Genomic DNA, 5,721 nt, shown 5'->3' with positions numbered 1-5,721 from the left:
CCGCCGAGGCGCCGCGCTGGGCGGCGTCCGGCACGGAGGTGGTCGCCGGACCCGCGGCGCCCCACGTGCGCGAGCAGTACGCAGCGGTGCGCGAGCTGACGGCCACCCGTCCGGCCGGCTGACGCCGCCCCCCGATCGGTCCGCGGACGGCCTGCCGAGCACCAGGGGCCGTCCGCGGACCTGTGCCCGGCCGCCGCAGCGGGAGGGTTGCCCGCGCCCGCTCCAGGACGCGACGAGGCCCCGTCCGCAGGGACGGGGCCTCGTGCCGTGCTGGACCGCGACGAGCCGTGCTCGACGCGACGAGCCGTCAGCGGTTGTCGAACGCCGCCTTCACCTCGGCCGGGATGCGACCGCGGTCGCTCACCGTGTAGCCGTTGGAGCGGGCCCACTCGCGGATCTCCGTGCTGTTCCCGCCCCCGCCCGCGGAACGCGCCGGACGACGGCCGGTGCTGCGCGTCCGACCACCGACGCGGCGGCCGTGGCCGACCCAGGAGGCGAAGGAGTCACGCAGCTTCGCCGCGTTCTCGGCATTGAGGTCGATCTCGTAGGAGACGCCGTCGAGCGAGAACGAGACGGTCTCGTCGGCGTCGCCGCCGTCGAGGTCGTCGATGAGCATGACGACATTCTTCTGAGCCATGGGTTCAACTTCCTTCGGGCGTACCGGTTGACTGACGCTCGAACGATACTGCGAAATTCCCCGGAAAGGGAATCGAATGGCGCCACCGACCCATTCCCGCCGGAGGTGGCGGAAAGGGCTGCGGCGTGCGAGGGAAAGGAAACGCGTCCGCGGCGGCGGCCGGACCCGCGGGAAATGCGGTCAGCGGTCGCCGACGCCGGCGCCCTGGTCGGGCGACTGCGCGCGCTGCTGCGCCTCCAGGCGCGCGACCGCCTGGCGCTCACGACGGTCCGCGTGGATGACCGCACGCATGACGAACCAGAACACCAGGCCCACCCCGATCGACGGGATCAGCGCCGCGAGCACCTGCCAGAGTCCGTCCACGCGTCGATGGTACGTCCGGTCAGGAGAGCGGCTTCACCAGCGGGAAGAGGATCGTCTCGCGGATGCCCAGGCCCGTCAGGGCCATGAGGAGCCGGTCCACACCCATCCCGATCCCCCCCGACGGCGGCATGGCGTGCTCCATCGCGGTGAGGAAGTCCTCGTCCAGGGGCATCGCCTCGTCGTCGCCGACCGCGGCCAGCCGGGCCTGCGCCTCGAACCGCTGCCGCTGGACGACCGGGTCCACCAGCTCGGAGTAGCCGGTCGCGAGCTCGAAGCCGCGGACGTAGAGGTCCCACTTCTCCACCGCGCCGGGGATCGACCGGTGGTCGCGCACGAGCGGGCTGGTGTCGACCGGGAAGTCGCGCACGAACGTGGGCGCCTGGAGCGCGTTCCCGACGTGGTGCTCCCAGAGCTCCTCGACGAGCTTGCCGTGGTTCATCTTCTTCGGGTCGACCTGCAGGTCGAAACGCTCCACCAGCGCCATGAGCCGGTCCACCGGCGCCTGCGGCGTGATCTCCTCGCCGAGGGCCTCGGACAGCGACTCGTACAGGCTCAGGAATGCCCAGTCGCCGCCCAGCTCGTACTCCGTGCCGTCGGGCAGCGAGATGGTCGTGGTGCCGAGCGCGTCACGCGCGGCGGTCTGCACCAGGTCCTGGGTCAGTGCCGCCATCGTGACGTAGTCGCCATAGGCCTCGTAGGCCTCCAGCATGGCGAACTCCGGGGAGTGCGTGGAGTCCGCGCCCTCGTTCCGGAAGTTGCGGTTGATCTCGAAGACGCGTTCCACCCCACCGACGACGGCGCGCTTGAGGAACAGCTCCGGGGCGATACGCAGGAAGAGCTCCATGTCGAAGGCGTTCATGTGCGTCGTGAAAGGCCGCGCGCTCGCCCCGCCGTGCTGCGTCTGGAGCATCGGGGTCTCCACCTCCACGTACCCGCGGCGGTGGAAGTTCTCGCGCAGCGAGCGCACGACGGCGGCGCGCAGCCGCACGGCGTCCCGGGCGGCCGGGCGGACGATGAGGTCGACGTAGCGCTGCCGGACCCTCCCCTCCTCCGAGAGGTCCTTGTGCAGCACCGGCAGCGGCCGCAGCGACTTGGCCGCGAGGCGCCACTCGTCGGCGAAGACGCTCAGCTCGCCGCGCCGGGAGGAGATCACCCGGCCGTGGGCGAAGAGGTGGTCACCCAGGTCGACGTCGGCCTTGAAGGTGTCCAGCGACCCCTCGCCGACGACGGCCTGGCTCAGCATGACCTGGAGCCGGTTGCCCTCGCCGTCCTGGATCGTGGCGAAGCAGAGCTTGCCGGTGTTGCGCAGGTACATGACACGGCCCGCGACGCCGACGACGACGTCGGTCTCCTGACCCGCCTCGAGGTCGCCGTGCTCGGCGCGCACCTGCGCGACCGTGTGCGTGACCGGGACACCGACCGGGAAGGCCTCGCGCCCCTCGGCCAGCATCCGTTCGCGCTTCTCCCGCCGCACGCGCATCTGCTCGGGGAGGTCGTCCTCGGTCTGGACGGGGGTGTTCTCGGCCGTGGTCACCGCGCGAGTTTACCGGCGGGCGTCCGCACCCCTCCCCCGCGGCTCGGCGTCCGCCGGGGCCGGGCGGGACGGGCTCGAGCCCGGTCAGACCTGGCGCTCGACGAGGTCGAGCGCCAGGTCGAGGATCGGCGAGGAGTGGGTCAGCGCCCCGACCGAGAGGAAGTCGACCCCGGTCGCGGCGACCTCGGCCGCCCGGTCGAGGGTGAGGTTCCCGGTCGCCTCGAGCTCGACCCGGTCACCGCCGTCGCGTGCCCGCACCACTCGGACGACCTCCCGCAGCAGCGCCGTGGGCATGTTGTCCAGCAGGAGGAAGTCGGCCCCGACGTCGAGCGCCTCGACCGCCTGCTCCAGGGTGTCCGCCTCGACCTGGACCGCGACGTCGGGGAAGCGGCGCCGCACGGCCTCGACCGCGCCGGCCACGGAGCCCGCGGCGACCACGTGGTTGTCCTTGACCATCGCGACGTCGTAGAGGCCCATCCGCTTGTTGGTCCCGCCGCCGCAGCGCACCGCGTACTTCTCCAGCTCGCGCAGGCCGGGCGTCGTCTTGCGGGTGTCGAGGACCTGGGCGCCGGTCCCCGCGAGCGCGTCCGCCCAGCGGCGGGTGTGGGTCGCCACGCCCGAGGCGCGGCTGGTGAGGTTCAGGAGCGTCCGCTCCCCCACGAGCAGCACCTGGACCGGGCCGCGCAGCACCGCGAGGACGTCGCCCCGGGCGACACGGGCGCCGTCGTCGACCCGGACCTCGACCTCCGGGACGGGGAGCCCGAGGCGCCCGGCGACCTGTCCGAGGACCTCGGCCACGACCGGCAGCCCGGCGAGGACGCCGTCGGCCCGCGCAACGAGGTGGGCGACGCCGCTCTCGCCCGGGTCGACCGTCGCCTGCGTGGTCACGTCGCGCCCGGGCGCCGGCCCCAGGTCCTCGTCCAGCGCGACGCGGACGGCACGGGTGGTCCAGGCCGGGTCGAGGGCGGGGCCGGGGTCTGCAGGCTGCGTGTCCACCGGCACACGGTAGGGGAGGAAGCGCCCACCCCTCCCGTATCGATACCCCTGGGGGTATGCTCTGGAGCATCGTCCGCTGCCCGGCGGGCGCCCCACGAGAGGACCCTGCCCATGCCCGGCTTCCTGGACCGCCTCCTCCGCCGCGATCCCGACGCCCTGCCCAGGTCCGTCCGGGCCGACCAGGCGCTCGACCTCCTGGCGCAGGGCGCCGTGCTCGTCGACGTGCGCGAGAAGGACGAGTGGCGCAGCGGTCATGCGCCGCAGGCCCGGCACGTCCCGCTCGGCCGGCTCGCGACCGACGCGCGCCGCCTGCCGCGGGACGCCCCCGTGGTCGTCATGTGCGCCTCCGGGATGCGTTCCCGGGGCGCCGCCGCACAGCTGCGCGCGGCGGGGTACCGTGCCACCAGCCTCTCCGGCGGGCTCGCCGCGTGGCGGACCGCCGGCGGGCCGGTGACGAGATGACGGAGGACCCCGCGATGCAGCTCGACCCGGAGGACATGACCGCGGTCATCAACCGCCTGCGCCGTGCGAACGGGCAGCTCAACGGCGTCATCAAGATGCTGGAGTCCGGGGCGGACTGCGCCGACGTGGTCACCCAGCTCTCGGCCGCCTCCAAGGCCCTGGACCGCGCCGGTTTCGCGATCATCGCCACCGGCCTCGAGCAGTGCCTCCTCGAGGGCGGCGACGCCGCCGAGGTCAACCGCGCCAAGCTGCAGAAGCTCTTCCTGTCCCTCGCCTGACCGTGGACAGCAGGACCTGGGACGAGCGCTACCGCGCCGCAGACCTGTGGGGCAGCGAGCCCAACGTGTTCGTCCGCGAGGCGGTCGTCGACCTCCCGCCCGGCCGGGCGCTCGACGTCGCCGCGGGCGACGGCCGGCACACGCTCTGGCTGGCACGCCTGGGCTGGGACGTGGACGCCGTCGACTTCTCCACGGTCGCGATGCAGCGCGGCGCCGACCTCGCCCGCGAGCAGGGCGTCGCGTCCCGCACCCGCTGGCACGTCGCAGACGTGCTCGCCGACCCCCTGCCGCCCGGGCCGGTCGACCTCGTCGTCGTCGCCTACCTCCAGCTGCCCGTCCAGGCCCTCGGGGCCGCCCTCGCCGCCGCCTGCGCCCACGTGGGGCCGGGCGGCACCGCCGTCCTCGTCGGGCACGACCGGAGCAACCTGGCCGGGGGCACCGGCGGCCCGCAGGACCCGGCCGTGCTGTGGACCACCGACGACGTCGCCACGGCCGCGCGCGCAGCCGGCCTCGAGATCCGGGACGCTGCCGTCCGCGAGCGCGCGGTCGCCGGCGCCGACCGGCCGGCGCTGGACGCCGTCGTCCTGGCCCGGCGACCGGTCGCCTGACCCCGGCGCCCTCCGCCCGGCTCCCGCCCCTGGGCTCCTGCCCTCGGCGCTATACCCCCAGGGGTATAGTTCGGATGTCGCCCGACGCCGTGCGCACCATCGACGGACCACTCAGAGCGAGGACAGCACCATGAAGATCGTCATCGTCGGCGGCGTCGCGGGGGGCATGAGCGCCGCGGCCCGGGCGCGGCGGCTCAGCGAGGACGCGGAGATCGTCGTGCTCGAGCGTGGGGAGTTCGTCTCCTTCGCCAACTGCGGCCTGCCGTACCACGTCGGCGACGAGATCCCCGAGCGCTCGGCGCTCCTCCTGCAGACGCCGGAGTCGCTCGCCGCCGCGCTCGACCTCGACGTGCGGCTGCGCCACGAGGTGACGGGCATCGACCGGGAACGGCGCCGCGTCCACGCGCGACGCCTCGGCGGCCCGGACGACGGCCCCCTGACGCTCGACTACGACGCCCTGGTGCTCGCCCCCGGGGCCACGGCCGTCCGCCCCCCGATCGAGGGCCTCGACCTGCCCCAGGTGCAGACGCTGCGCACCGTGCCGGACGCGGACCGGGTCCGGGAGCTCGTCGCCGCGGGCGCCCGCCGCGCCGTCGTCCTGGGGGCGGGGTTCATCGGGCTCGAGGCCGCCGAGGCGCTGCGGGAACGCGGCCTGGAGGTGGACCTCGTGGACCTCGCGCCGCACGTCCTGCCACCCCTGGACGCCGAGCTGGCCGGCCTGCTCGACGCCGAGCTGCGGGCGCACGGCGTCCGGACCCGCGTCGGGGTCGCCGCCGAGCGCGTGACCGCGACCGGTCCCGTGGCCGACGAGGTCGACGTCCAGGACGGCGCCCTCGACGCCGG

The 5,721-nt window shown here is 74.4% G+C and carries 8 protein-coding genes; 4 read left to right on the top strand and 4 right to left on the bottom strand.

Annotation, left to right across the window (positions count from 1 at the left end; all coding sequences use genetic code 11):
* Positions 1-307 precede the first annotated feature (307 nt).
* From N866_RS15835 to nadC, 4 genes are all read right to left on the bottom strand, one after another.
* Positions 308-637 (bottom strand): histone-like nucleoid-structuring protein Lsr2, encoded by a 330-nt coding sequence (locus N866_RS15835; protein WP_034228124.1) that lies wholly within the window; start codon positions 635-637, stop codon positions 308-310.
* 180 nt (positions 638-817) lie between these two features.
* Positions 818-1,000 carry a hypothetical protein gene (locus N866_RS15830; protein WP_034228123.1) on the bottom strand — a complete coding sequence of 61 codons (183 nt, stop codon included), beginning with the start codon at positions 998-1,000 and terminating at the stop codon, positions 818-820.
* A gap of 19 nt (positions 1,001-1,019) precedes the next feature.
* Positions 1,020-2,480 carry a lysine--tRNA ligase gene (lysS, locus tag N866_RS15825; RefSeq protein ID WP_081802726.1) on the bottom strand — a complete coding sequence of 487 codons (1,461 nt, stop codon included), beginning with the start codon at positions 2,478-2,480 and terminating at the stop codon, positions 1,020-1,022.
* 138 nt (positions 2,481-2,618) lie between these two features.
* On the bottom strand, positions 2,619-3,530 hold the full coding sequence (nadC, locus tag N866_RS15820) for a carboxylating nicotinate-nucleotide diphosphorylase (protein WP_173406172.1): 912 nt from the start codon (positions 3,528-3,530) through the stop codon (positions 2,619-2,621).
* A 111-nt stretch (positions 3,531-3,641) separates the two neighbouring features.
* Between nadC and N866_RS15815 the strand changes: the two genes are divergently transcribed.
* The 4 genes from N866_RS15815 to N866_RS15800 form a co-directional block, all read left to right on the top strand.
* Positions 3,642-3,992, top strand: coding sequence for a rhodanese-like domain-containing protein (locus tag N866_RS15815; RefSeq protein ID WP_052023147.1), 351 nt, complete (start codon positions 3,642-3,644; stop codon positions 3,990-3,992).
* Positions 3,993-4,006: 14 nt separating this feature from the next.
* Positions 4,007-4,270: a metal-sensitive transcriptional regulator gene (locus tag N866_RS15810; protein WP_034228126.1), complete on the top strand. Its 264-nt coding sequence runs from the start codon at positions 4,007-4,009 to the stop codon at positions 4,268-4,270.
* Between the two features lie 2 nt (positions 4,271-4,272).
* The gene (locus N866_RS15805) at positions 4,273-4,878 is read left to right on the top strand and encodes a class I SAM-dependent methyltransferase (RefSeq protein WP_034228117.1); all 606 of its coding nucleotides are present in this window, start codon (positions 4,273-4,275) and stop codon (positions 4,876-4,878) included.
* A gap of 130 nt (positions 4,879-5,008) precedes the next feature.
* Positions 5,009-5,721 (top strand): NAD(P)/FAD-dependent oxidoreductase (locus N866_RS15800; RefSeq protein ID WP_034228115.1); only part of this gene is annotated, 713 nt, incomplete at its 3' end.

The organism is Actinotalea ferrariae CF5-4 (genome assembly GCF_000603945.1).
Classification (GTDB): domain Bacteria; phylum Actinomycetota; class Actinomycetes; order Actinomycetales; family Cellulomonadaceae; genus Actinotalea; species Actinotalea ferrariae.
Note: the sequence above shows the minus strand (reverse complement) of the source record. Positions and strands in the feature narration are given on the sequence as shown.